Origin of the sequence: Kribbella sp. CA-293567 (genome assembly GCF_027627575.1) — a bacterium.
In the GTDB taxonomy this organism is placed as follows: domain Bacteria; phylum Actinomycetota; class Actinomycetes; order Propionibacteriales; family Kribbellaceae; genus Kribbella.
This window is the reverse complement of record NZ_CP114065.1, coordinates 3,281,936-3,303,789: the sequence shown is the minus strand read 5'-3', so window position 1 is coordinate 3,303,789 and position 21,854 is coordinate 3,281,936. Positions and strand designations below refer to the sequence as shown.

Sequence of the window (21,854 nt, the reverse complement as noted above, 5' to 3'; positions counted from 1 at the left end):
GGAGGACAGGCAGCGCGAAGGAGTGGAGCCGTGGACTACCGACTGGGGGCCATCGTCGTACCGGTGTCCGACGTCGATCGGAGCCGGCACTTCTACCGCGCTCTGGGCTTCCGGCTGGCCGCCGACGAGAGAACGCACGATGCCCGGCTCGTCCTGCTGATCCCGCCGGGCTCGGCCTGCTCGATCGTTCTCGGCACCGGCCTGACCACCGCCGCGCCGGGCACTTTGACCGCCCGGCTGACCGTCGACGACCTGAAGGCAGCGCGCGCCTGGCTGCTCGCCCAGGGCGCCGAGCCGGAGCCGGTGACCAGCTGGGCCGGTCACGACACCACGACTTTCAGCGACCCGGACGGCAACCGATGGATCCTGGAGCAGCGATGACGCAACCGGGAGGGCAGACGGTCGTGGCGATCGGCGGCGGCCGGCAACTGCTCTGATCAGCCGAAGGTGAAGGCGTACGCCTCGGCACCGGCCTCGAGGAACCTGATCTCGAGCGTCCGGTGCCGGACCGTGCCGGGCTGCCGGATCAGCTGGTAGAGCCGCCCGTCCCGCAGCAACCCGTTGCCCTGAGCATCTGTATCGCCACCGTGGGAGTCACCGGGCGGCTCACCGTCGAGCAGCACCCGGAAGGGAATCGGATCACGGCGCCGCGAGGACAGCACCAGGTGCGCGTCCCTGGCGTGGAACCGGAGCTCGATCCGCCCGCCGGCCTGGTCGAGCAGCACGCTCTCCGCCCCGGTCGTCCAGTCGCCGCTCATCTTCCAGTCGCCGGTCTGCTCGCTGCGGGCGTAGCCGAGGTAGGTCTCGGGAGTCCGCAGCTGCGCCCAGTCGGCCGCGGCCTCGATGCCGGCGCCCTCGACGGAGACCAGCTCCCGGTCGACGCCGAGCAGCCGCTGCAGGGTCCGTTCGGACTGTTCGTAGCGGCCTTCCCCGAAGTGGTGATCCTGGATCACGCCGTCGCGGTCCACGAAGTACAGGGCGGGCCAGTAGTGGTTGGCGAAGGCCGTCCAGATCCCGCAGTCGTTGTCGACGACCACCGGGTAGTCGATCTCCCGCTCCTTGATCGCCCGCCGGATCCCGTCCAGGTCGCGTTCGAACCCGTACTCCGGGGAGTGCACCCCGAGAACCACCAGGCCGTCGCGGCGGTAGGCGCGCGACCAGGCCCGGACGTACGGCTGGGCGCGCAGCCAGTTGATACAGGTGAAGGTCCAGAAGTCCACCAGGACGACGCTGCCGCGCAGCGACTCCGGCGTCAGCGGCTCGGAGTTGAGCCAGCCGGTCGCTCGATCGAGCGAGGGCATGTGCAGTCCGGCCACCGTCATCACCTTCCAGCTTCGGCACTCGAAACGGCTGACGGCCCGAAGGGCGCCGGGCCGCCTGCATGCCCTTCGAGGTTACTTCGGAAGTTCGGCGCCGGTCTGCTCGGCGGCCAGATAAGCGGCGTACCACTCGGGCCACTGCTCGTCGTGTTCGCCGGTGAGCTTCTCGTGCTCGCCGTGGGCGGTCGCCGCGCGGACCAGGGCGTCGGTGAGGTCCTTCACCGAGGCGTACGACGTCTCGCCGGTGTCGATGCGGCCGGGGAGCCGGGTGGTGACCTCCTGCAGCAGCCAGGTGTTGCCGTCCGGGTCGGCGAAGGTGGCGAAGGAGCCGTAGCTGCCACCCTCGGCGGCGCGGCCACTGGCGCGACCGGAACCGTCGGTACGGAACTGGGCGCCCGGCTCCACCGGGTGGAACACCTCGCTGACCTCGGCGCCGCGGGCGGCGAGATCGGCACGGGCCGCCTCGATGTCCGAGACGATCAGGTAGAGGCCCTGGCCGGAGCCGGCCGGCGCGGTGGTGATCCCGGTGCCGAACTGGACCGACGCGGGCGATCCCGGCGACGTGTACTGGATGACCCGGAAGCCGTTCTCGAAGGCGAAGTCGGCGTCCAGCCGCCAGCCGAGGTCGCCGTAGAAGGCCTTGGCCCGGTCGACGTCCGTGACCGGGATGACGACGGCTTCGAGCTTCAGATCGACGAGGCCGGTCGTGGTGGCGGTGGTTGCGGTGGTGCTGGTGTCGGTGGTGGTCATTTCGCTTCCTCCTGAGGGTTTCGGCTGGTGTCATCAATCTCCCGCTTCGCCCGACTGGTCGCACCCGTGCAACACCCTGGTCCCCGCCCTGGCGGGCCCGGGACAGCCGCCAGGGGAATCGATCACGAATCAAGAAGCAGCCGGCGGCAGGCCGGCCCTAGCGTCAGGGCATGGAGAAAACGCAGAAGAAGCCAGGAACGCCCGGACGGTTCTCGCGCTGGATGCAGCACCGGATGAACGCCCGGATGAACGGCAAGGTGCGGCAGGGCAGGTCGGCCTTCCTGGGGATGGAGGTGCTGATCCTGCACACGACGGGGCGGCGAAGTGGCGAGCGGCGGGAGTCGCCGGTGGCGTGGTTCGGCGCCGAGGACAACCGGCTGATCGTCGCGTCAGGGGGTGGGAGCCGGCATCCCGACTGGTTCGCCAACCTGATGGCGCACCCGGAGCAGGCGTCGATCGAGCTGGCCGGCGGCACCGTCGTACCGGTGCGGCCGGAACGGCTCGAAGGGGCCGAACGGGAGGAGGCCTGGCAGCTCATCGCGACCGCGCAGCCACGGATAGCGAAGTACCAGAGCAAGTCGGAGCGGGTGTACCCGGTGGTCCGTCTCAGCCCGCGGTAGGCGCCTTGTTCCGTTCAGGTTCCGTTCGTCTGGCGGGGTCAGGATCGGTGCTCTCACCGAAAGTCCAAGGAGCACCGCCATGTCTCTCGATCGCCGTACCGTCCTCCGCAGCGCCGCCGTCGGTGCCACCGGGGTCGGGTTCGCCGCCGTCGGCGCCGTCCCCTCGCTCGCCGAGGCGACTCCGGAGCCGGCTGCCCGGCCGTTCCCGACCAACCGCCCGTTCCCGCCGCTGATGGACGACCCCAAGGGCGTGCTCGCGCTGCCGCCGGGCTTCAGGTACACGGTCGTCACCCAGGCCGGCCAGACCACCCTGACGACCGGCCAGAAGACGCCGGGCGCGCACGACGGGATGGCGGTGATCGGCAACGGCACCAAGCGCTACAAGCTGATCCAGAACCACGAGATCGGCAGCAACAACGCCCTCGGCGTACCGCAGGTTCCGGGCACCGTCTACGACGCGGGCGTCGGCGCGGCCGGTGGCTGCACCGTCATCGACGTCGACCGGGACGGCACCAACTACGGCGAGTGGGTCGGCATCTCCGGCACGCTCACCAACTGCGCCGGCGGCCACACCCCGTGGGGCACCTGGCTGACCTGCGAGGAGACCGAGAACAAGGCCAACGGCACTACCCGGCTGAAGGACCACGGCTACGTGTTCGAGGTCTGGGCCGACGGCAAGACCGCGCACCCGGTGCCGCTGAAGGCGCTCGGCCGCTACGCCCACGAGGCCCTGGCCGTCGACCGGGACCAGCAGCACATCTACCTGTCCGAGGACGCCTCCGGCCCCAACGGTCTCTTCTACCGGTGGACCGCGCCGGCCGGCTACCGGCTCGGCAAGGAGAGCTGGAAGGACCTGCAGGACGTCGACTTCGGCAGCTACGAGGCGATGGCGATCCTGGGTGACGACGGCAAGCCGATCCCGGACGTCGCCTACCTGACGTCCGCCCAGCTGCTCCGGCCGTTCCGGGTCGCCTGGGTCACGGTCCCCGACCGCGACGCGGTCTCGGTCTCCTGCCGCAAGCAGTTCACCGACGGTCAGGTCACCCGCGGCAAGAAGTTCGAGGGCGTCTGGGGCACCCACGACGGCGTCTACGTGGTCAACTCCTACGCCAACTCCGGTACGACGGATCTGCCGGCCGACGCGGTCCCGCACGACGGCATGGTCTGGTTCTACAACTACAAGACCGAGACCATCCAGCTGGTCACCTACTTCCCGTCGAACGACGCCGCCGACCAGGGCGCGACGGCGAAGTACCAGGACCTGAACTTCGACGGGCCGGACAACGTCACCGTCACGCCCTGGGGTTCGCTGATCCTCGCCGAGGACGGCAACGCCAGCAGCCACATCCTGAGTTCGGTACCGGGCGGACCGACGTACGCGATCGCCCGCAACCAGCTCAACGACTCCGAGTTCTGTGGCCCGGCCTTCTCCGAGGACGGCAAGGTGCTCTTCGTCAACATCCAGAGCCCGGGCCTCACCCTGGCCATCACCGGCCCTTGGCGCGACTACCTCGGCTGACCCGCCGAACACAGCGACAGGCAGTAGTCACCTTGGCCGACCACTGCTCCGGCCGGCCAAGGCAAGCGCGCCCTGCAGGCGGCGACCACTGCCTGTCGCTGTGTCCGCGACCTGCCGGCTCAGGGTTTGCGGGAGACGACGAACAGGTGCGAATGCGTGCCGGGCACCTCGGTCAGCGGCGCCAGCAGGTCGTCCTGGGCGGCCAGGTAGCTGCCCACCCAGCCGGCCTCGGCCAGCAGCTCCAGGAGCCGGTCGACCGGTACGACGATGTTGGTCATCGTGGTCTCGAACCTGTCGTAGCGACCGTCCGCTGCCTGGACCACTCCGGAGATGCGGTAGAAGCCGACCCCCAGGGACTCGTTCAGCGCGCCCCGGAACAGCAGCATCGCCTCGTCGGTCTCCCGGATCTGCACCGTGTTCATCCCGCGCAACCCCACCACGGTGGCGATGTCGAACACGAACAGGCCCCCTGGCGAGACCGCCCGGTACACACAGCGCAGATAGTCCGCGATCCGCTCCAGGTCCGGCAGATGGTTCGGGATGTCGTACGTCGACACCGCGACCGGGAACTGTTCATCGACGGCGAAGTCGGCCGCATCCCCCTCGATCAGCACAGCGGATTCGCCGAGGCGTTCGCGGGCCCGGGCGAGCATCGCCGGCGACTTGTCCAGGCCGGTCACCGCGTAGCCGGCCCGCACCAGGTGCTGGGCCACGATGCCGGTGCCGCAGCCGATGTCCAGCACAGCGCGGGCATCGGGCGCGGCGCTCTGCAGCAGCTTCAGCAGCGATGCCGCGGACTTCGTCGGATAGGGCTGCCAGAACTGGTCGTAGGCCTGGGCGAATCCTTCGACGTATCCCTCGCTCATGGGCGGACTCCAAGGTCTTGTTGTCGGGGTAGGTGGTGCCGAACCGCTGGGTGGGCGAGCGCGCCGGCCGCGGCCACGACGATCAGTCCGCCGAACAGCAGCAGTCCGGCGGACGGACCGAGTCCGGCCGCTGCCGATCCCGCGACCACCGCCGCGACGGGCTTCAGGGACAGCGAAACCAGGTACTCGTAGGAGCTGACCCGCGACAACGCGGCGGCCGGCACCTCGAGCTGCATCGTGGTGTCCCACAGGACACCGAAGATGTCCGTCGCGACACCCGCGCAGAAGGCCGCGACGACGATGACCGCCACCGGTGCGCGGAAGCCGAGGGCCAGCAACGGCAGGGCCAGCAGCGGCGCGAACAGGACGGCCGTCGGCAGCGGCCGTCGTGGCTTGAACCTGATCGCCACCACGACTCCGGCCAGCATGCCGGCCGAATAGCCGGCCAGTACCAGCGACCAGCTCACCGCGCCGCCGAGGCGGTCCTTGGCCAGGGCCGGCCCGAGGACGCCGAACGCTGCCGACAACGCCGCGTTGATCACCGCTGCCGCAACCACGGTGGACCACAACCAGGACCTGCCCGCGAACTCGCGCCAGCCGACTCGCAGATCGCTGAGCAGGTTGCGGCGGCCGTTGCCCGGCGAACCGGTCAGCCGGACCGCACTCAGCAGCCCGGCCGCGACGAAGTAGGTCGCCGCATCGATCGCCAGCGCAACTCCCGGTCCGGCCCAGGCGACGACCACCCCTGCGGCCAGCACGCCACCGATGCGAGCCGAGTTGGTGCCCAGCCGGAGTTGACCGTTCGCGCGCTGCAGCGAGTCGGCCGGCACCAGGTCGGCAACCGTGCCGGTGAGAGACGGCAGCAGCAGCGCGGAGGCCGCCCCCGCGGCAAAGGCGGCCACACACAACAGGGCGAGCGGTGCCTTGCCGGTGAGCAACATCGTGGCGAGTCCGGCATAGGCGAGACCGGACGCCAGTTCGGCGACCACCAGCACGCGGTTCCGGGGGAACCTGTCACCGATCACCCCACCCAGGAGCAGCAGGGCGAGCTGCGGAACGCCTTGGGCGGCCAGTACCACGCCGAGGGTGACAGGCGTGGTACCCGGCAGCGAGAGCACGCCGAACGCGAGGGCGATCGGCCCGAAGGCGCTACCGAGGACCGACACCGTCCGGGCACCGAGGAAGATCCAGAACCGTACCGGCACCGGTTTACTCGCGATCCGGTCTGCCCTGTGGCAGCCAGCGATCGACCGGTACGCCGCCGTCGACCACGGTGATCTCGACCTTGCCGCGCATCAGGTTCCGGGCCAGCGGGCAGATGTGGCCGGGCAGCAACCGGCCGTGCAGAGGCACCGCGACCGATCCGGGATCCCAGGGCTGAGCACAGTCGACCAGCAGGTCGGCGTGATCGCCGGCCACGCTGATCGCGACCTCCGCGAGATCACAGGCCCCCGCGGCGGCGAGCCCGGCATCGAGCGTCGCATACGCACCCGCGACGATCTCAGTGATGCCCTCGACACCGAGGGCCCCCGCGGCTGTCGGAGTACCGCCCGCACTGACGACCGGGCAGTCGATCCCCTCGGCCCGGATCGACGCTGCGACACCGACGAGGTGTTCGGCATGACGTCGTCCCAGCAGCGCGAAGTCCTTGATGTCCTCGGCGGTTTCCGGCCCGTGGTATCCGGTCACTCCATCCAGCCGCACCCCAGCAGTGGCGTCGGCCAGGCGGGCCAGTGGTAGGACTTCGGCCGCCGGGGTGTGCCGCAGGTCGATCCGCACGCCGATCTGGAGCCCGGCAGCAGCCGCCGCTCGTCCCAGGCCGGTGATCGATTCCGCCTCGTCGACGTGGACGGCGAAGTGCTCGAGCTCAGCGGCGGCGCTGACGTACAGCGGCCACCGCCACGGCTCCCGCCAGGGCCACGCCACCACGACGTCGGTCACCCCGGCAGCGGCGAGGTCCCGCGCTGCCTGCGCGCTGTGGACCGCGATGCCGGCCGCGCCGGCCAGTACCTGCCGGGTAGCCAGTTCGATGGTGCGGTGCGCCTTCTGGTGCGCTCTGGTCACGCAACCGGCGTCCGCCACCTGCTGATGGAAACGCTGGATGTTCCGATCGAGTTGCCGGGCGTCGACGGTCACGGGTACGGCGGGCATCGGTCCTCACACGATCGACCGGTAGCCGGGGATACCGGATGGCTGTCGACGTGCGCCCGAGCCGGAGCGCCGGGCGCAGCGCCACGCTTCACTGTGGAGTCAGCTCTCGACTGGCGGTTCGATGCAGCGCATGACGCCCCCTTCCCTGCGGTCGGTGCCGGAGCATCGGAGTCTAGGTGAGCGGCCGACCGGTCGTAAGTCTTCGGATCTGGGCAGAAAGTGAGCAATCCAAGGCGATCGTGCGCGCGCTGCTGATCCGGTCGTCAGCCGACGGAACGCAGGAAGAGAGCCCCTCGCTCCAGCACAAGGGCCTTGAGTTCGGGTGGGCCGACCACGGTGAACTCCGCGCCGATCGCCCCCAGTGTGAAGAGCGGACCGTCGAGCGAGTCCGTCTCCATCGTCAGCGTGCAACTCGTAGTACCACGCGCCTGTACTTGCGCCCATCGTCCGACGTGGGCGGCGACCGTCTCGGCCGGCGCTTCGATGATCACCTCGACCTGATGCTTGTCACCAGCTGCGCTGCCCAGGACGTTGGCACGCACGAAGGCCGCCACGTCGTCGAACGGCGGCCTGCGCGGCGCGAACGGCGTACCGGTTCCTTCGGCGGCGGTGATCCGGTCGATCCGGAAGGTCCGCCAGTCCTGCCGATCGAGGTCATAAGCCACCAGATACCAGCGGTGGCCCAGTGGCACGAGTTGCAGCGGTTCGACCAGCCGTTCCGATCGTGCCCCACTCAGCGCGCGATAGGCGAAGCGCAGCCGCTCGGCGTCACGGCAGCCGAGCGCCAAAGTCGTCAGTACGACGTGGTCCACCGGCGCCTCGGTGCCGCTGCTCCAAGGCGCCGCGGGCGTCGTGGCCGAACTGACTGCCTTGAGCCGGGCCCGGAGTCGCCGCGGCATCACCTGCGTGATCTTGGTCAACGCCCGCAGCCCGGCCTCGCCGCTCCCGCCACCGGCGACGTGGGACTGGATGGCCACCGCCAGCGCCATCGCCTCGTCGTCATCGACCACGAGCGGCGGCAGAGAAGCGCCAGGAGCGAGCGCGTAGCCGCCGTCGACGCCCGGATTGGCGTCGACCGGATAGCCGAGTTCCCGCAGCCGGTCGACATCGCGACGCAGGGTCCGCGCCGAGACGCCCAGCCGATCGGCCAGGGCCGGACCGGGCCAGTAGCGGCGGGCCTGCAACAGCGAGAGCAGCCGCAGGGTCCGTGAGCTCGTGTTCGCCATTGCTCCAGTATCGGCGCAATCGCGGTCAGGAAGTGGCCGCGATACATCCTAGCGTAGCGACTACCCGAACCGATCGATGCTAGGAGCAACGATGTCCGTCACCACCACCACCCACCTCAACTTCCGCGGCGACGCCCGGGCGGCACTGGCCTTCTACCAGTCCGTCTTCGGCGGCGAGATCAGCCAGTTCACCTACCGGCAGGCCCAGCGCGCCCAGGATCCGGCGGACGCGGACCTGATCGTCTGGGGCCAGGTCCTGAGCGACAACGGCCCGCACGTGATGGCGTACGACGTACCGGCGCGGATGCCGTACGACCAGGGCGTCAACTCGGTGTTCGTCTCCCTCCGCGGCGACAGCGCCGAGGAGATCACCACCTACTGGAAGGGCCTGTCCGAAGGCGCCGACATCGTCGAGGACCTCGCGCCGGCCGGCTGGTCACCCCTCTACGGGATGCTCAAGGACCGGTTCGGCGTGGTCTGGGTCCTCGACGTCGCCGTCACCGGGTGGGAGCAATAGGACAGGGCAGATAGTCGGGGGTAGTCAGCACGGACTCAGCGCGATGACGGCCGATGTTCCACTCCAGCCAGTCGTCGTCGCTGGGTTCGTACCCCTTCAGCGCGCACCCGGCCACCTCCTTCGGCAGCGTGTCCAGAACCGGTACGGCGTCCTGCGACAGGTTCTGCAGGAACAGCCAGTCGACCTTGCCGGTGGCGGTGTAGCGATCGATGTTGTGCTGGGCGATCCACGCGTCCGGGTTGATCGCCGCCAGGCCCAGCAGGAACGCCGCGCCGCTCAGCAGTGCCGCCCGCGGCAGCCAGGTCGCCTTGAGGGTGATGCCGGCGACCATCACGCCGATCACCAGCAGGCCCAGCCAGCCTTCGAACACGTCGACCAGCAAGCGGAGTTCGGTGAAGCCGTAGGCCTCTTGGTAGAGGTGCATCCGGTAGAGCGCCGAGGCGACCACGACCAGAGTCAGCGCACACAGCACGCCGAGCGAACCGCGCAGCCAGGCGACGTCGGCGGTCGTCGTACGGGGTGCTTTGCGCGCGGCCGCCCAGACGACGAGAAGGGTGAGGGCCGTGGCGACGGTGAGCTGACCGAAACCCTGGTGCACGTACTCCGCGTAGGTCAGTCCGGTGACGCGTTCGAGGTACTCGTGTCCGCCGAAACTCGCAGTGGCCTGTGCTACAAGGAAAACCAAGAAGACCGCATCGACGAGCAGGACGGGAGCGAGCCACTCGTAGCGGCGTGCGACCGGCCGGGCCGGGCCGTTGCGGGTCTCGACGTGCGGCGGGTTCAGCGCGAGGTAGACCGCCGCGAGCACCAGTCCCCCGATGAAGACGGTCAGGAACGCACGCAGGACGAACGTGTCCATCTGCAGGTCCGGGACGATCGCGCCGGCCCACTTGGCGAACAGCGCGTCGGCCGAGGCGAACAGCAGTCCGAAGACCAGAACGCCGAGCACCGACCACACGACGGTTCGCAGTGCCGCGGCACTCTTCCGCAGCCCGGACACCGCTTGGAGTGACCGGCCCAACCACGGCAGACCGCGCAAACCGGCCAGCGGGAGCGAGATCCCGGCCAGCACGAAGGCCGGCATACTGCGGCCGTTGACTAGCCCTGCCACGCAGACCACGCCACCGGCGAGGATGCAGAGGATCACGATCCACTCCGCGTCGCGCACCACTGTCGTCACCGACAACAGGCCGCACAGCACCGCGCAGGCCTGAGTGAAGCGGGAGCGCCGGTTGACGCTGAAGCGCAGTACGACCGCGCCCGCGGCCAGCAGGAGGATCGTGGAGCCGATTCCCATGTCGCGGAACGGCAGGATGATCGAGGCCAGCAGCCCGACCCCGAGGCTGTAGAGCACCGCGCGGACGTTGCCGGGCAGCCGTGCCTCGGGCCAGAACCGGCCGAACAACGCGTCCATCGGCGACTCGGGCGAGCGGGGTACGCCGACGGCGGGTGGCGCCGGCGGTGCGGGGGGTGCGGGATCGACCGGTTGGGTCATCACGGGCTCCTTGGCCTTACTGGGCAGATGGTTGTGTTGCTGTCGTGGTTCGCGCGGGAGGTCGACGCGCACTCGGGCACCGGTACTGCCCGGCTCCGGCTCGACGAAGTGGATGGTGCCGCCGTGCAGGTCGGTCACCCACCGGGCGATCGCCAGCCCCAGGCCGGTACCGCCGCCGCCATCGGTGTCGGCCAGCGTCCCGAAGCGCTCGAAGACGCGATCGCGGTCCGCGGCCGGGATTCCCGGCCCTTCGTCGATGACCTCCAACCGCCAGCCCGCTGGGGTCTCCAGCGCGATGAGCCGGACGACTCCCCCGCTGGGGCTGTGTCTCGACGCGTTGTCGAGCAGGTTCGCGATCAGCTGGTGCAGGCGCGACAGGTCCGCGGACACGGTCAGATCCGCCGGCGTGACCTGTACGTCGTACCGGACCTCGCGGCCGGTCACCGTCGCCTCTGCGACAGCGCGCTCCAGCAGGTCCCCGATCGGCACCTGGGTCGCGGCGAACTTGGCCTTGCCGGCGTCCACCCGGGCCAGATCGAGCAGGTCGGAAGCCAGCGCTGCCAGGCGTTCCGCCTGGTCGAGCGCGGTCCGCAGAGTGACCGGATCGGGCTCGGCGACGCCGTCGACCAGGTTCTCCAGTACGGCGCACAACGCGGCGAGCGGGGTCCGCAGTTCGTGACTCACGTTGGCCACCAGCTCGCGGCGCTGCCGGTCGACCGCGGCGAGGTCCTCCGCCATCCGGTTGAACGCTCGGGCCAGCTCGCCGACCTCGTCACTCGACGTCGCGGTCACGCGGCCGGAGTAGTCGCCACGCGCCATTCGCCGGGCCGCCGTGGTCATCTCGCGCAGCGGCGAGGTCATCCCGACGGCGAGCAGCTGGGTCACTCCCAGCGCGAGTGCCACCGTGACCGGGACGGTGAGCCAGAACGGCACGCTGCCGACCGCGCCGGTCGCCGCGAGGACCGAAGCCACCGTGACGCTGACGGCGACGAGCAGGCCGAGCTTGACCTTGACCGACGTGACCTGGTTGAGGATCGGTCCGCTCATGAGGCACCACCGGGCTCCAACGCATAGCCGACGCCGTGCACGGTTCGCACCCGGTCGGCGCCGATCTTGGCGCGCAACGCCTTCACATGGCTGTCCACCGTGCGGGTCCCGGAGGCGCCCGGCCAGCCCCAGACCTCGGCGTACAGGTTCTCTCGCGTCAGGACCACGCCGGGGTTGGCGGCCAAGCAGACCAGCAGATCGAACTCGGTCGGAGTGAGGTGGACCTCGGCGTCCGCGACCCAGACCCGGCGGGAGGCCGCGTCGATCCGCAGCTCCCCCAGGTCGGTCGCCGACCGGGTCGTCAGCTCCGCCGCCCGGTCGACCCGGCGCAACAGGGCACCGACCCGGGCCACCAGCTCACGCATCCGGAACGGCTTGGTCAGGTAGTCGTCGGCCCCGACGCCGAGGCCGATCAGGATGTCCGCCTCGTCGTCGCGAGCGGTCAGCATCAGTACCGGGACCGGCCGGGCCGCCTGGATCCGCCGGCACACCTCATGGCCGTCGAATCCGGGCAGCATCACGTCCAGCAGGACCAGGTCCGGCGCCGTCTCGGCGAACCGTGCGACTGCTCCGGGCCCGTCCCAGGCCTGCACCACGTCGTACCCCGACCCACGCAACCGGTCGGTGACCGCCTGGTTGATCACCGGCTCGTCCTCGACCACGAGAACCTTCGGCCGTACCGCGCTCACTGACATGTTGTGAGCGTATGAGCCGGGCTGGTCAGAAGTAGCGGACGACTCGTGAAGGTTCTGTGGAGGATCGGGCTACCGCCCGGAAACCCCGTCCACCGCCGCCAGGATCGTCGCGGTCACCGCAGCCGGCTGGGAGACGCTCAGCGCGTGCGACCCACCCGCCACCTCGTGGGTACCGCGGGCACCCGCGCGCTCGGCGAAGTACCGGTGCAGGGCGACCGGGATGTTGAGATCCGCGTCGCTGATCACGAACCACGACGGGATGGTCGTCCAGGCCGGCTTCTCGGTCGGCAAGGCGTCGGTGAGGGCGGTCTGGGTGACCGGCCGCTGCGTCGCGGCCATCAGAGCGGCCTGCCCGGCCGGCACGTCCGCGCAGAACTGCTGGTGGAACAGCTCCGGCCTGATCACCAGCTCGACCCCGCCCGTCGACACCGGGTAGGCGTCGAGAGCCTCACCGAGCGTGCTGCCGGGAAACTTGCCCGACAACTCGAACGCGTTCTCACCGTGGTCGGGCGCGAAGGCGTCGACGTACACCAGGCCGAGGACGTCGCCGTTGCCGGCGGCCGCCTCGGTGATCACGAAGCCGCCGTAGGAATGCCCGACCAGTACGACGGGCCGCCCGATTCCCTCGATCACGTCGCGCACGTACGCCGCGTCACCCGCGACACTGCGCAGCGGGTTGGCCACCGCGACGGTCTGGAGTCCCTTGTCCTGCAGCTGCGCGATCACCCCGTTCCAGCTGGCCGCCTCCGCGAATGCGCCGTGCACCAGGACGACGACCGGGTTCTGCTCACTCATGATGCCCTGCTTTCCCTGCTGTGGTTGAAGATCCGTCACCAGTACTGACAGGCCGGTGGTCCTCGTTGTGACGCGGTATGACCCAGCTGGGATGTGCCGCGGCGGGGTGGTTCGTCGTTACGGTCCGTTCACCATCCATAGCTGGACCGCCCCCAGGAGTGCAGATGTCCCGAAAGATCGCCGCGCTTGCGGCCTCGTTGTCGGCAGCGGGCTTGGCCGCCGCGCTGACTCTCAGTCCGATCAACCCCAGCAACGCCGCGCCGTACGTCGCCCCGGCCGACCCTGCGGTCGCGGCCCAGGACGCGATGGTGAGCGCTCTCGCCCGCGACCTGCGGATCTCCCCCACCGAGGCGCGGGCCCGGCTCGCCCGGGAAAGCAAGGCCGCCGACGCGGAGAGCTTCCTGCGTGGCAGCCTCGGCGCCTCGTTCGGTGGCGCGTGGCTCGACCGGAACGCGACCACGCTGACGGTCGGCATCACCGATCCGGCACGCGCCGGGCTGGTCCGGGCGGCGGGGGCGGTTCCCCGAACCGTAGCGCGCAGCCTCACGCAGCTCGACGTCCTGAAGAACCGCCTGGACAGCAAGGCCTCCCGCGCCCCCAAGACCGTGCCCGGCTGGTACGTCGACGTCACCACGAACCAGCTCGTCGTGCTGACCAGGGCAGGAAAAGCCAACCAGGCAAAGGCTTTCGTGCAGGCCAGTGGCGTCGACAGTACGGCGGCACGCTTCGTCACCTCCACCGAGACCCCGCGTCCACTGATCGACGTGATCGGCGGCAACGCCTACTACATCGGCAGCGGCAGTCGCTGCTCGGTCGGCTTCGCGGTGACCGGCGGCTTCGTGACTGCCGGGCACTGTGGCCGGACCGGCGCGACCACCACGCAACCGAGCGGCACCTTCGCGGGATCGAGCTTTCCCGGCAACGACTACGCCTGGGTGAGAGTTGCCGCCGGCAACACTTCACGGGCGCTCGTCAACCGGTACCCCGGCACGGTGCCGGTCGCGGGCTCGACCGAGGCCGCGGTGGGCTCGTCGGTCTGCCGGTCGGGTTCGACGACGGGCTGGCGCTGCGGCACCATCCAGCAGAAGAACGCGTCGGTGACCTACCCCGAAGGCACCATCACCGGCCTGACCCGCACCAACGCCTGCGCCGAGCCCGGTGACTCCGGCGGTTCGTGGCTGACCGGCGACCAGGCACAGGGCGTCACTTCCGGTGGCTCCGGCAACTGTTCCTCCGGTGGCGTCATCTACTTCCAGCCGGTCAACGAGATCCTGAGCGTCTACGGCCTCACTCTGACCGTCAGTGGCGGCACCCCGCCGACCACTCCGCCCACCACTCCCCCGACGACTCCGCCCGGCGGAACCAGCTGGCAGGCCGGTACGGCGTACGCGGCCGGCGCGACCGTCACCTACGGCGGGCAGCGCTACCAGTGCCTGCAGGGTCACACCGCGCAGACCGGCTGGGAACCGCCCAACGTTCCCGCGCTCTGGCAGGCACGCTGACCGCCGGGGACCGGTCAGGCCCTTTCCGGGTCAGACCCTTCGAGTCAGACCCTTCCTGATCGGTCCCCGGTTGCCTACCTTGCTGCCATGGAACTGGAGCTTCGTCACCTACGGATCGTCTGCGCGGTAGCGGACGCAGGCTCCATCACCAAGGCAGCCAACACCCTCGGACTGGCTCAACCGGCCCTCACCGCCCAGCTCCAGCGCATCGAGCGCGTGCTGGGCGGTGTCGTGTTCGAGCGCGACCGCACCGGCATCCGCCCGACGCCGCTCGGCGATCTCGTCCTGGCCAGGGCGAGGTTGCTGCTTCCAGCGGTCTCCGGCCTGCAGGAGGAGGCGGCCCGGTTCAGCAACGGGGGCGGCCGCGCGGACGGCGTACCGGCGAGTCTGACGATCGGCTCAGCCACCGGCCACGTCCTCGGCCGGCTGCTCCACCACCTGACCTCGGAGTACCCCGGCATGCGGGTGACCACCCAGGTCTCCTGGTCGGCCGACGAACTCGCGGCGATGGTGGCCGACGGAAGGGTCGACTACACCGTCGTCGGCGTCTGTGGCGACGCTTCACCACCGGCCCAGCCAGGACTCTCGTGGCGGACACTGGGCACCGATCCCGTCTACGTCCTGCTGGCGGCCGACCATCCGCTGGCCGGCGCTCCGGCCGTCAGCCTTCCCGATCTCGCGGCCGAGCAGTGGGGTGCGACTCCCGGCGACGGCTGCTTCGCGGACTGCTTCGCCGCCGCCTGCGGCCGAGCGGGCTTCACTCCGAACTCGCTCTACGAGACCGATGTCGTCAGCTGCATCGACCTGGTCGAGTCCGGCGACGCCGTGGTGCTCTGCCAGCCGATGTTCCGCGAGATGCCCGGAGTGGTCGCCGTACCGATCGAAGGCGTACCGCTGACCTGGCGGCATCTGATCGGCTGGCACCCCGACGGGCCGGCGGCCGGCCTGGCCGACCAGGTGATCCGGCTGGCGGGGCTGGCGTACCTCGACTCCATTGCCCGCAGCCCCCGGTACAGCACCTGGCTGAGCCGCCATCCGCAGTACGGCGTACAGGGTGACGACCACAGCCGAGAGCTGATTGTCAACGACTGATCACCCTCTGTTCACCCTGCCGATCGCGGCAGGTCGCGGGGTGCAGGGCTGTCCAGCCGAAGGGTTGCCCTTGCTCTGTGTCATCACAGCCAACCGAGGGTGACTATTGCTTGCCGTCGTTCCGGCGAATTGGCCACCGTACTTCTCATACCGCCCCCGTGAGGAGTACGACCGTGAGAGTTCCGAAACCCCGCCATGCCCATCGCCGCCGTCGCGCCGGCCAGCTGACAGCAGTCAGCGGCCTGGCCGCGGCTCTGCTGGCCGGCAGCCTCGCCAGTACGAGCTTCGCCGCGCAGCCTGCTGACCCCGCCGCTCCTTCGACACCCCCGGACGCCACTGCCGTGGCCGTCGCCGCGGCGGACCGTGCCGTCAACGCCGGTCTCGGCACCCTGCGCAAGGGCAGCCAGGAGAAGTACAACCGCCTCGGCGTCTTCGAAGGCGGTGACGCCGAGACCCAGGACCTGTTCTACGTCTCCTACGACAAGACCTACCAGGGCCTCCAGGTGGTCGGCGGCGACGCCGTCGTCTCGACCGATGCCGCCGGCAACGTCCTCACCACGGTGGCCGCCTCCCAGGCCACCATCTCGGTGAGCACGACACCGAAGCTCACCCCTGCGCAGGCGACCACGTCCGCCCGGAAGGCCTTCACCACGGTCAGCGGGACCGGTACGCCGAAGCTCGTCGTCCTGGTGGTCGGACAGCCCAAGCCCGTCCTGGCCTGGGAGGTTCCCGTGGCCGGCAAGGCGAAGCACTCCTCGCACGATCACGGCGACGCCCTCACCCAGGAGCTCGTCTACGTCGACGCGGCCACCGGCAAGGTCTCGCACACCGCCGAGCTGACCGCCTCCGGCTCCGGCCGCGGCATCTGGAACGGCGCCGGCCTGAACTTCGGGACCACCAAGTCGGGCAGCACCTACCGGATGACCGACCCGGCCCGTCCGAGCCTGTCCTGTATCGACTACAGCACCAACGCGATCATGACGGACGCCGACAACGTCTGGGGCAGCAGCAGCAAGACCGACAAGGTCTCCGGCTGCGCGGACGTCATGTACGTCGCCGCGGGCGAGTGGGACCTGCTCAAGAACTGGTACGGCCGCAACGGCCTCGACGGCTCCGGCAACTGGGCCGACGCCGAGGTCGGCCTGCCCGACGTCAACGCCTACTGGAACCACTCCAGCAACCCCGGCGGTGTCGTCTTCGGCCGCAACAACCTGAACTACTGGATCACCGGGACCGACGTGGTGGCGCACGAGTACGGCCACGGACTCGACGCGAAGACCCCCGGCGGGATCTCCGGCTACCCCGGCCAGGAGTCCGTCGCGGACATCTGGGGGGCGCTGACCGAGAACTACCTGAACAACCCCAACGACCGGCCCGACTACGAGGTCGGCGAGCTGATCAACCTGCAGGGCAACGGCCCGATCCGCTACATGTACAACCCGTCGAAGGTCTCGGGTCACCCGAACTGCTACTCGACCAGCCTGCCGGGCTCCGTGCACGCCGCGGCCGGTCCGATGAACCACTGGTTCTACCTGCTCGCCGAAGGCACCAACCCGACCAACGGCCAGCCGACCAGCCCGACCTGCAACAGCAGCACGCTGACCGGGATCGGCATCAAGGAAGCCGGCCGGATCTTCTACAACGCGATGCTGCTCAAGACGTCCGGAATGAGCTACCCCAAGTGGCGCATCGCCACCCTGAACGCGGCCAAGAACCTGGACGCGACCTGCGCGAAGTACAACAAGGTGAAGGCCGCCTGGACCGCCGTCAGCCTCGGCGCCCAGCCTGGTGAGCCCAGTTGCACCGCTGCGGCCGGCGGCGGCGCGGCCGCTCCCCTGGTGGCAGCGGCTCCCGACATCGACGTACAGAAGGTGCGGGCGCACCTGACCCAGTTCAGCACGATCGCCGCCAACAACGGCGGCAACCGCCGGGCCGGTACGGCGGGGTACAACGCGTCGGTCGCCTATGTGAAGCAGAAGCTGCAGGCAGCGGGCTTCACCGTGACCGAGCAGCGCTGCACCAGCGGCTGCAGCACCAGCCAGACCAGCAACCTGATCGCCGACTGGCCGGGTGGCCCGTCGAACCAGGTGGTCATGTTCGGCGCCCACCTGGACGGTGTCAGCGCCGGCCCGGGCATCAACGACAACGCCTCCGGCTCGGCGGCCCTGCTGGAGAGCGCGCTCGCCTTCGCCGCGGCCAAGCCGAGCCTGACCAAGCACGTGCGCTTCGCCTGGTGGACCGACGAGGAGCAGGGCCTGAACGGCTCCGAGTTCTACGTGAACTCACTGAGCTCGGCGAACCGGACGGCGATCAAGGGCTACTACAACTTCGACATGATCGGCTCCACCAACGGCGGCTATTTCATCAACAACATCAGCACCGCCGTGGCCGCGCCGATGAAGGCGTACTGGGACTCGCTCGGGCTGCGCCCGGAGGAGAACCGCGAGGGCGTCGGACGCTCGGACGACGCGTCCTTCCGCGCGGCCGGTATCCCGACCAGCGGCTACGCGACCGGAGCCAGTGCCCGCAAGACCTCCGCTCAGGCGAGCAAGTGGGGCGGCACCGCCAACGCGGCGTACGACCCCTGCTACCACCGGTCCTGCGACACCACGTCCAACATCAGCGCGACCGCGCTGAACCGTGCCGCTGACGGCATCGCCTACACCCTCTGGAAGACCGCGGTCACTCCGTAACCGCACCCGAGTCGAGAGTGGCCCTCCCGTTCCGCCCCAACGGGAGGGCCACTCTCATCGGTGCGAGTCGCTGGTCGAGGTGGTGCGGCCCAGTGCCGACAGCGGCTCGCGGCCGGCCGGCTGGGTCGGACGGGGCAGCAACGGCTTGCGCGGCAGGATCGGGCGGGTCACCGGTTTCCCCGCCGTCACCTCGACCTCTTCGTCGACGTGGAAGATGGTGAGCGCCGCGTCCGGACCGTCGTGCACGGAGTAGGTGGCCTCGTCCCGGCCGATCTCCACGCACAGCCGGACCCCGTGCCAGCGCACGGTGAACTTCAGTTTCGTCAGCCCGTCGGGCAGCGCCGGGGAGAAGAAGAGCCCCTCCTCGCGTTCCCGCAGACCACCGAAGCCGGCCACCAGCGCGGACCAGGCTCCCGCCAGCGAGGCCATGTGCAGGCCGTCGCCGGTGTTCTCGTGCAGGTCGAGCAGATCGATCAGAGCCGCTTCGTAGGCGTAGTCGTAGGCGAGGTCGAGATGTCCCACCTCGGCTGCCATCACCGCCTGCACGCACGCCGACAGGGACGAGTCGCGAACGGTGATCCGCTCGTAGTAGTCGACGTTGTGGGCCTTCTGCTCGGCAGTGAACGCCTCGCCGCACCAGTACATCGCCAATTCCAGGTCGGCCTGTTTGACCACCTGCTTGCGATACAGCTCGAAGTACGGCGCGTGCATCATCAGCGGGTACTTGCCCTCGAACTCCTCGAAGTCCCACACCGCGTAGCCGGTGAAGCCCTCGGACTGCGGATGCACGCCGAGCTCCTCGTCGTACGGGATGTGGACCGCGGCGGCCGCGTCCCGCCAGACCGCCTCCTCCTCCGGGCCCACGCCGAGCCGGCGGGCGTCGTCGGGGAAGCGGGTCGCGAAGGAGGCCGCCGTCCGCAGGTTGCGCGCGGCCATCAGGTTGGTGAAGACGTTGTCGTCGGCGACGGCGCTGTACTCGTCCGGACCGGTGACGCCGGGCAGGTGCCAGCTGCCGTGCCGGTCGTGGTGCCCGAGAGAGATCCAGAGCCGGGCGGTCTCCACCAGTAACTCGAGGCCGTAGTCGCGGATGAACGTGTCGTCGCCGGTGGCCAGGTGGTACCGGCTGATCGCCGCGGCGATGTCGGCGTTGATGTGGAAGGCGGCGGTACCGGCCGGCCAGTACCCCGAACACTCCTGGCCGCGGATCGTGCGCCACGGGAAGGCCGCGCCGCGCAGGCCGAGCACCTTCGCGTGCTCCTTGGCCATCGACAGCGTGCTGTGCCGCCACCGCAGCGCGTCGGCGGCCGCGTCGGGCATGGTGAAGATCAGGGCCGGCAGCACGAACCCCTCGGTGTCCCAGAAGGTGTGCCCGTCGTACCCGGCGCCGGTCAGTCCCTTGGACGGAATGGCCCGCCGCTCGGCGCGTGCGCCGGACTGCAGGACGTGGAACAGCGCGAAGCGCACCGCCTGCTGCAGCTCCGGATTGCCCTCGACCTCGACGTCGGCCGCGTCCCAGAAGTCGTCCAGATAGGCACGCTGCTGCTCCAGCAGGCCCTCCCAGCCGGAGAACCGCGCACCGGCCAGCGCGCCCGAGACCTGATCGCTGATCGCGGTCTCCGACCGCAGGCTCGACCAGCCGTAGGCGAGGTACTTCACCAGCCGGAGGCTCTCCCCCGGCTGCAGCTCACAGATCACGGTGTTGCGGGCCCAGTTCTCGCGGACGTCGACGTTCACCTCGGTCCGGCTGTCGCACTGCACCTCGTGCGCCATCCCCGCGGCCATCATCAGCTCGCTGGCCCGGGTCCGGTGGATCAGCACCACCTCTTCGTCGTCGCTGTCCTGCGACACCGCGACCAGCGGGTTCTCCAGGACGGCGGCCACCCGGGGATCGTCGGACAGCTTGGGCTGCGGTTCGTTGGCGACGAGTTCGGACTGGAGCACCAGCCGGACCGGCTGGTCGACCGCCTCCACGACGTACTCGATCGCCGCGACCGCGCGCTGGGTCAGCGACACCATCCGGCGCGACCGCACCTTGATCCGCTTGCCGGCCGGTGAGCTCCAGTCGACCTCGCGGCGCAGGACCCCGGTCCGGAAGTCGAGACAGCGCTCGTGCGAGTGCAGTTCGCCGTACCGGACGTCGAAGGGCGCGTCGTCGACCAGCAGCCTGATCAGCTTGCCGTTGGTGACGTCGACCAGGGTCTGGCCGGATTCGGGATAGCCGTAGCCGGCTTCGGCGTACGGGAGGGGGCGTTGCTCGAAGAACGAGTTGAGGTAGGTGCCCGGGATCGCGAACGGCTCGCCCTCGTCGAGGTTGCCGCGCAGGCCGATATGGCCGTTGGACAACGCGAACAAGGACTCGGCCTGAGCCAGTTTGCCGAGCGGCAGCTCGGTCTCGCGCAGCTGCCAGGGCTCGATCGGATGCGGTCCTCGATCGATCATCCCCGCGGTCCTTCCTGGTCGATCAGGTCGGCGAGATCGGTGACCACGATATCGGCGCCCTGCAGCTTGAGCTGCTCGGCCTGGCCGACCCGGTCGACCCCGACCACGTAGCCGAAAGCACCGGCCCGGCCCGCCTGTACGCCGGCCAGCGCGTCCTCGAAGACGACCGCCTCGGACGGCTCCACTCCGCACCACTTGGCCCCGGCCAGGAAGGTGTCGGGAGCGGGTTTGCCGCGCAGGCCGGTCGCGCGGATCGTCACTCCGTCGATCCGGTGCTCGACCAGCGCCGCCAGGCCGGTGACCTCCAGCACCTCACCGGTGTTCGCGCTGGACGACACGACGACCCGGCGGAGACCGGCTGCCTTGGCTGCTTGCAGATAGCGCCGGGAGCCTTCGAAGACGCGGACGCCGTCGTCGCGGATGCGGCGCAGTACGGCGACGTTCTTCTGGTTGCCCAGACCGTTGACCGTTTGGAGACCAGGTGGGTCGTCCGGATGCCCCTCGGGCAGCGTGATCCCGCGCGAGAGCAGGAAGTCGCGAACCCCGTCGGGCCGGGGTTTCCCGTCGACGTGCGCGTCGTACTCCGCGTGCCGGTCGAACGGCACGAACACGGTGCCCGTCGCCGCCGCGTGGGCCCGGAGGAACTCGTCGAACATCTCCTTCCACGCCGCCGCGTGTACCGCCGCGGTGTCGGTCAGCACTCCATCGAGATCGAACAGGCAGACCTTCACCTGCCCTGGCAATCCCAACATCACAAGCCTTCCGGTCGGTGATCCCGTCCTTCTCACCGTAACCGGTCGGCCCGAATCAGCTGGTCAGGACGTGCAGAGGAACGGCTGCCTGCCGCCGCCGGAGTGGTAGGCGTAGCGCGTCCCGCCTGCCTCGAGCACGGTCTGGGTGCCCTCGATCAGCGCCTGGGTGTAGCTCATCCCCGGCTTCGGGCAACCCAGGCTGCCGTCGGGCCAGGTGATCTCGGCCGAGCTGACCACCGTCACCTGCGCGGGCTCGATCCCCAGCCGGTTCGCCAGGTCGGCCCTGGCTTGCGCGACCACCTCGGACTCGGGCGCCGGCGTCGGGCTGCTCGGTGGTGAAGCGGGAGTCTCGGAGGTCACGGTGGGCTCCTGACTG

The 21,854-nt window shown here is 69.8% G+C and carries 19 protein-coding genes; 7 read left to right on the top strand and 12 right to left on the bottom strand.

Annotation, left to right across the window (positions count from 1 at the left end; genetic code table 11):
• Positions 1-30 precede the first annotated feature (30 nt).
• Complete coding sequence (locus tag OX958_RS15515) at positions 31-381, top strand: VOC family protein (protein WP_270138390.1); 351 nt, start codon at positions 31-33, stop codon at positions 379-381.
• A gap of 56 nt (positions 382-437) precedes the next feature.
• On the opposite strand, the gene OX958_RS15510 is transcribed toward OX958_RS15515, so the two are convergent.
• Both OX958_RS15510 and OX958_RS15505 read right to left on the bottom strand, forming a co-directional pair.
• Entirely contained in the window at positions 438-1,316 is an 879-nt protein-coding gene (locus OX958_RS15510; RefSeq protein WP_270138389.1) for a redoxin domain-containing protein, read from the bottom strand.
• Positions 1,317-1,394: 78 nt separating this feature from the next.
• Positions 1,395-2,069, bottom strand: coding sequence for a VOC family protein (locus tag OX958_RS15505; RefSeq protein WP_270138388.1), 675 nt, complete (start codon positions 2,067-2,069; stop codon positions 1,395-1,397).
• Positions 2,070-2,239: 170 nt separating this feature from the next.
• Between OX958_RS15505 and OX958_RS15500 the strand changes: the two genes are divergently transcribed.
• Both OX958_RS15500 and OX958_RS15495 read left to right on the top strand, forming a co-directional pair.
• Entirely contained in the window at positions 2,240-2,689 is a 450-nt protein-coding gene (locus OX958_RS15500; protein ID WP_270138387.1) for a nitroreductase family deazaflavin-dependent oxidoreductase, read from the top strand.
• Between the two features lie 79 nt (positions 2,690-2,768).
• Positions 2,769-4,208, top strand: a complete 1,440-nt coding sequence (locus tag OX958_RS15495) for an alkaline phosphatase PhoX (protein WP_270138386.1) — start codon at positions 2,769-2,771, stop codon at positions 4,206-4,208.
• A gap of 119 nt (positions 4,209-4,327) precedes the next feature.
• Here the strand turns inward: OX958_RS15495 and OX958_RS15490 are convergent, their stop codons facing one another.
• The 4 genes from OX958_RS15490 to OX958_RS15475 form a co-directional block, all read right to left on the bottom strand.
• On the bottom strand, positions 4,328-5,074 hold the full coding sequence (locus OX958_RS15490; protein ID WP_270138385.1) for a class I SAM-dependent methyltransferase: 747 nt from the start codon (positions 5,072-5,074) through the stop codon (positions 4,328-4,330).
• Positions 5,071-6,279 carry an MFS transporter gene (locus OX958_RS15485; protein WP_270138384.1) on the bottom strand — a complete coding sequence of 403 codons (1,209 nt, stop codon included), beginning with the start codon at positions 6,277-6,279 and terminating at the stop codon, positions 5,071-5,073. The genes OX958_RS15490 and OX958_RS15485 overlap by 4 nt, the downstream gene beginning before the upstream one ends.
• Positions 6,280-6,283: 4 nt before the next feature.
• Complete coding sequence (locus tag OX958_RS15480; protein ID WP_270138383.1) at positions 6,284-7,225, bottom strand: alanine racemase; 942 nt, start codon at positions 7,223-7,225, stop codon at positions 6,284-6,286.
• 263 nt (positions 7,226-7,488) lie between these two features.
• Complete coding sequence (locus tag OX958_RS15475) at positions 7,489-8,451, bottom strand: helix-turn-helix transcriptional regulator (RefSeq protein ID WP_270138382.1); 963 nt, start codon at positions 8,449-8,451, stop codon at positions 7,489-7,491.
• 91 nt (positions 8,452-8,542) lie between these two features.
• Here OX958_RS15475 and OX958_RS15470 point away from each other — a divergent pair, with 91 nt between their 5' ends.
• Complete coding sequence (locus tag OX958_RS15470; protein WP_270138380.1) at positions 8,543-8,968, top strand: VOC family protein; 426 nt, start codon at positions 8,543-8,545, stop codon at positions 8,966-8,968.
• On the opposite strand, the gene OX958_RS15465 is transcribed toward OX958_RS15470, so the two are convergent.
• From OX958_RS15465 to OX958_RS15455, 3 genes are all read right to left on the bottom strand, one after another.
• On the bottom strand, positions 8,949-11,510 hold the full coding sequence (locus tag OX958_RS15465) for a DUF4153 domain-containing protein (protein WP_270138378.1): 2,562 nt from the start codon (positions 11,508-11,510) through the stop codon (positions 8,949-8,951). The two genes, OX958_RS15470 and OX958_RS15465, sit on opposite strands and share 20 nt — an antisense overlap.
• On the bottom strand, positions 11,507-12,205 hold the full coding sequence (locus OX958_RS15460) for a response regulator transcription factor (protein ID WP_270138376.1): 699 nt from the start codon (positions 12,203-12,205) through the stop codon (positions 11,507-11,509). The genes OX958_RS15465 and OX958_RS15460 overlap by 4 nt, the downstream gene beginning before the upstream one ends.
• A gap of 69 nt (positions 12,206-12,274) precedes the next feature.
• On the bottom strand, positions 12,275-13,000 hold the full coding sequence (locus OX958_RS15455; RefSeq protein WP_270138374.1) for an alpha/beta fold hydrolase: 726 nt from the start codon (positions 12,998-13,000) through the stop codon (positions 12,275-12,277).
• Between the two features lie 164 nt (positions 13,001-13,164).
• Here OX958_RS15455 and OX958_RS15450 point away from each other — a divergent pair, with 164 nt between their 5' ends.
• The 3 genes from OX958_RS15450 (at position 13,165) to OX958_RS15440 (ending at position 18,287) form a co-directional block, all read left to right on the top strand.
• A complete protein-coding gene (locus OX958_RS15450; protein ID WP_270138373.1) occupies positions 13,165-14,502 on the top strand; it encodes an alpha-lytic protease prodomain-containing protein in 1,338 nt (445 codons plus the stop codon).
• Positions 14,503-14,589: 87 nt separating this feature from the next.
• Positions 14,590-15,594, top strand: coding sequence for a LysR family transcriptional regulator (locus OX958_RS15445; RefSeq protein ID WP_270138371.1), 1,005 nt, complete (start codon positions 14,590-14,592; stop codon positions 15,592-15,594).
• 173 nt (positions 15,595-15,767) lie between these two features.
• On the top strand, positions 15,768-18,287 hold the full coding sequence (locus tag OX958_RS15440; protein ID WP_270138370.1) for a M28 family peptidase: 2,520 nt from the start codon (positions 15,768-15,770) through the stop codon (positions 18,285-18,287).
• Positions 18,288-18,341: 54 nt separating this feature from the next.
• Here OX958_RS15440 and OX958_RS15435 read toward each other — a convergent pair whose 3' ends face one another.
• From OX958_RS15435 to OX958_RS15425, 3 genes are all read right to left on the bottom strand, one after another.
• Positions 18,342-20,726, bottom strand: a complete 2,385-nt coding sequence (locus tag OX958_RS15435) for a glycoside hydrolase family 65 protein (protein ID WP_270138368.1) — start codon at positions 20,724-20,726, stop codon at positions 18,342-18,344.
• On the bottom strand, positions 20,723-21,478 hold the full coding sequence (locus OX958_RS15430) for an HAD family hydrolase (RefSeq protein ID WP_270138366.1): 756 nt from the start codon (positions 21,476-21,478) through the stop codon (positions 20,723-20,725). The genes OX958_RS15435 and OX958_RS15430 overlap by 4 nt, the downstream gene beginning before the upstream one ends.
• Positions 21,479-21,541: 63 nt before the next feature.
• Entirely contained in the window at positions 21,542-21,838 is a 297-nt protein-coding gene (locus OX958_RS15425; RefSeq protein ID WP_270138364.1) for a hypothetical protein, read from the bottom strand.
• Positions 21,839-21,854 lie beyond the last annotated feature (16 nt).